We start from the raw sequence: 3,220 nt of genomic DNA on the forward strand, positions 1-3,220 counted from the left end.
CTCGGGCGGGCCGGTGCGCGCCACCCGTCCGGGGCGCGGAGGTGGGCGTCGCGTGCGATGGCTGGCGGTGCCCGACCGCGTCAGCGCTCGCAGTGGGGTGAGCGTGTCGTTGCTGACGCGTCCGGCCCACACGAGGTCCCAGAGAGCGGCGCTCAGCGCCTGGTCGGTCAGCGACAGCTGTCCGAGGGCGCTGCGGACCGTGTCGGCGAGCTGCCGGAAGAACCACGCGCCGCCGGGCTCGAGGGCGGCCAGCACGGCCTCCTGAATCTCGGCGGCCTCGAGCGGCGCCCGGTCGGGGAGCGTCAGCTGGGCCTGGTCGGCGAGGTGGAGGCTCACCCACCCGTCGGAGCCCGGCAGGCTGCCGTGGCCGGCCCAGATCACCTCGCCGGCAGCGGTCAGCTCGTCGAGGTACGACGGCTCGTAGTCGCGCACGCGGGAGGCGAGGATCAGCGGCTCGAGGGCGGAGGCCGGGACCGGGCAGCCGGCGAGCTGGTCGATCACGGTCACCACGCCGTCCACGCCCCGCAGCTTGCCCCCGACGTGCTGCCAGGCGCCGAGGAACCGGGCCAGCGCAGCGGGCTCGACCGGCTCCACCTCCTTGCGCAGGCGCGCCAACGACCTGCGCCGCAGGGTGCGCAGCACCTCGGCGTCGCACCACTCGTCGCCGGAGCCGGCCGGTCGGAACTCGCCGTCGAGCACGCGGCCCTGGCCGGAGAGCCGCTGGAGCGTGTGGCGCGCCACGGCGGCGCCCAGCCCCAGTCGGTCGGCGACTTGAGCGGTGGTGAAGGGGCCGTGGCTGCGTGCGAAGCGGGCGACCAGGTCGGCGAGCGGATCGTCGACGCTCTCACCGAAGACCTCCGGGGTGCCGGGTGGCACCGGCACACCGAGGCCGTCGCGCAGGCGGCCGACGTCCTCGACGACGGCCCAGCGCTCGACGCCGGCCATCCGCACGCTCACCAGACGCCGCGCCGCGGTGAGCTCGGCCAGGGCGGCGTCGACATCGACGTCGCCGGTGGTGCGCTCGCGTACCTCGGCGTCCGAGAGCGGACCGATCAGGCGAACGAGGTCGACCACGCCCTCGGCGCTGCGGGCCTGCCGCTTGGGGGCGAGGCGTTGCAGCTCGTCCTCGACCTCCGCGAGCACGTCGGGGTCGAGCAGCTCACGCAGCTCGGCTCGGCCGAGCAGCTCAGCCAGCAGCCCCTGGTCGAGGGAGAGCGCCGCGGCGCGACGCTCGGCGATGGGGGAGTCGCCCTCGTAGACGAACTGAGCGACGTAGCCGAACAGCAGGCTGCGGGCATACGGCGACGGCGAGGTGGTCGCGATGTCGGTGACCTGCACCTCGCGCCGCTCGATGGAGCGCATCAGCGCAGTCAGCGCCGGGAGGTCGTAGTCGTCCTGGAGGCACTCGCGCACCGCTTCGAGCACGATCGGGAAGGAGGGGTACTTCGAGGCGACCTCGAGCAGGGCGGCGGCGCGCTGGCGCTGCTGCCACAGCGGTGAGCGGCGACCGGGGTCGCGCCGGGGCAGGAGGAGGGCCCGGGCCGCACACTCGCGGAAGCGGGCGGCGAACAGCGCGGACCCGCCGACCTCGGTCGTGACGATCTGGTCGAGCTCGTCGGCGTCGAAGACGATCAGGTCGCCGCTGGGCGGCTCGGCGTCGGTGTCGGGGATGCGGATGACGATGCCGTCGTCGGAGGCCAGGGCCTGCCCGTCGACGCCGTAGCGCTCCCGGAGCCGCGCGTTGATCGCCAGGGCCCACGGCGCGTGGACCGGGGTGCCGTAGGGGGAGTGGACCACGAGGCGCCAGTCGCCGAGCTCGTCGCGGAACCGCTCGACGAGGAGCGTGGTGTCGCTGGGCAGCACCTGGGTGGCCTCGAGCTGCTCGTGGAGATAGCTGACGAGGTTGCCGGCCGCCCACTCGTCGAGGCCGTCCTCGCGTGCCCGGGTCTCGGCCTTGGCTCGGGGCATCGCCCCGAGCTCGCGGGTGTAGGCCCCGATCGCGGCGCCCAGCTCGGCCGGACGACCCAGGCTGTCGCCCTTCCAGAACGGCAGCCGCCCGGGTACGCCGGGGGCTGGGGTGACCAGGACGCGGTCGTGGGTGATGTCCTCGATGCGCCAGCTCGTGGCGCCCAGCGCGAAGATGTCGCCGACCCGGGACTCGTAGACCATCTCCTCGTCGAGCTCGCCGACGCGCCGACCCGGACCCTTCTCGCTGCCGCCCACGAGGAAGACCCCGAAGAGTCCGCGGTCGGGGATCGTGCCCCCGCTCGTGACGGCCAGACGCTGGGCACCGGGGCGGCCGGTGAGGGTGCCGGTGACGCGGTCCCAGACGATTCGCGGCCGCAGCTCGGCGAACTCGTCGCTGGGATAGCGCCCGGCCAGCAGGTCGAGGGTGGCGTCGTAGGCGCTGCGCGGCAGGTGGGCGAAGGGAGCGCTGCGACGCACGGGCGCGTAGAGCTCGTCGACGTCGACGGCCTCGAGCGCGGTGGCGGCCACGACCTGCTGGGCGAGGACGTCGAGGGGGTTGGCGGGGATCCGCATCGCCTCGATGCCGCCGGTGCGCATGCGCTCGACCGCGACGGCCGTCTGGGCCAGGTCGCCGCGGTGCGTGGGGTAGAGCACTCCGCGCGAGACCTCGCCGACCTGGTGGCCCGCGCGACCCACACGCTGCAGGGCGCTCGCGACGCTCGGTGGCGACTCGATCTGGACGACGAGGTCGACGGCGCCCATGTCGATGCCGAGCTCGAGGCTGCTGGTCGCCACGACCGCGGGCAGCCGGCCCCGCTTGAGGTCGTCCTCGATGAGAGCGCGCTGCTCCTTGCTGACCGATCCGTGGTGAGCCTTCGCGATGACTGTCTCGGTGCCTTCTGGGCCTCCGGTGTCGCGGGTCGACCCCGACTGCGCCATCACCTGGGCGGGCGGGCCACCGACGAGCTCAGGAGTCACGGCACGGCCCTCCCGGGCGGCCGTGCGCGCGGTGGCGATCTCATTGAGCCGGGCGGTGAGCCGCTCGGCCAGCCGGCGTGAGTTGGCGAAGACGATTGTCGAGGTGTGGGCCTCGATCAGGTCGACGACGCTCTCCTCGACGTGGGGCCAGATGCTGGCGTTGCCCGTGTCGTCGCCCTCACCGGCGGCGCCGGGGTCGGCTGCGTCGCTGCCGGGCTCGCGGAACGCTCCGGGCGAGGTCATGTCCTCGACCGGCACGACGACCGGCAGGCGC

The 3,220-nt window shown here is 74.3% G+C and carries 1 protein-coding gene; it reads right to left on the reverse strand.

Annotation, left to right across the window (positions count from 1 at the left end; all coding sequences use genetic code 11):
* A partial coding sequence (locus tag VOI19_RS16890; protein WP_323794118.1) for a DNA glycosylase AlkZ-like family protein occupies positions 1–3,220 on the reverse strand: 3,220 nt, incomplete at both ends.

This window comes from Nocardioides sp. (genome assembly GCF_034670285.1).
GTDB lineage: Bacteria > Actinomycetota > Actinomycetes > Propionibacteriales > Nocardioidaceae > Nocardioides.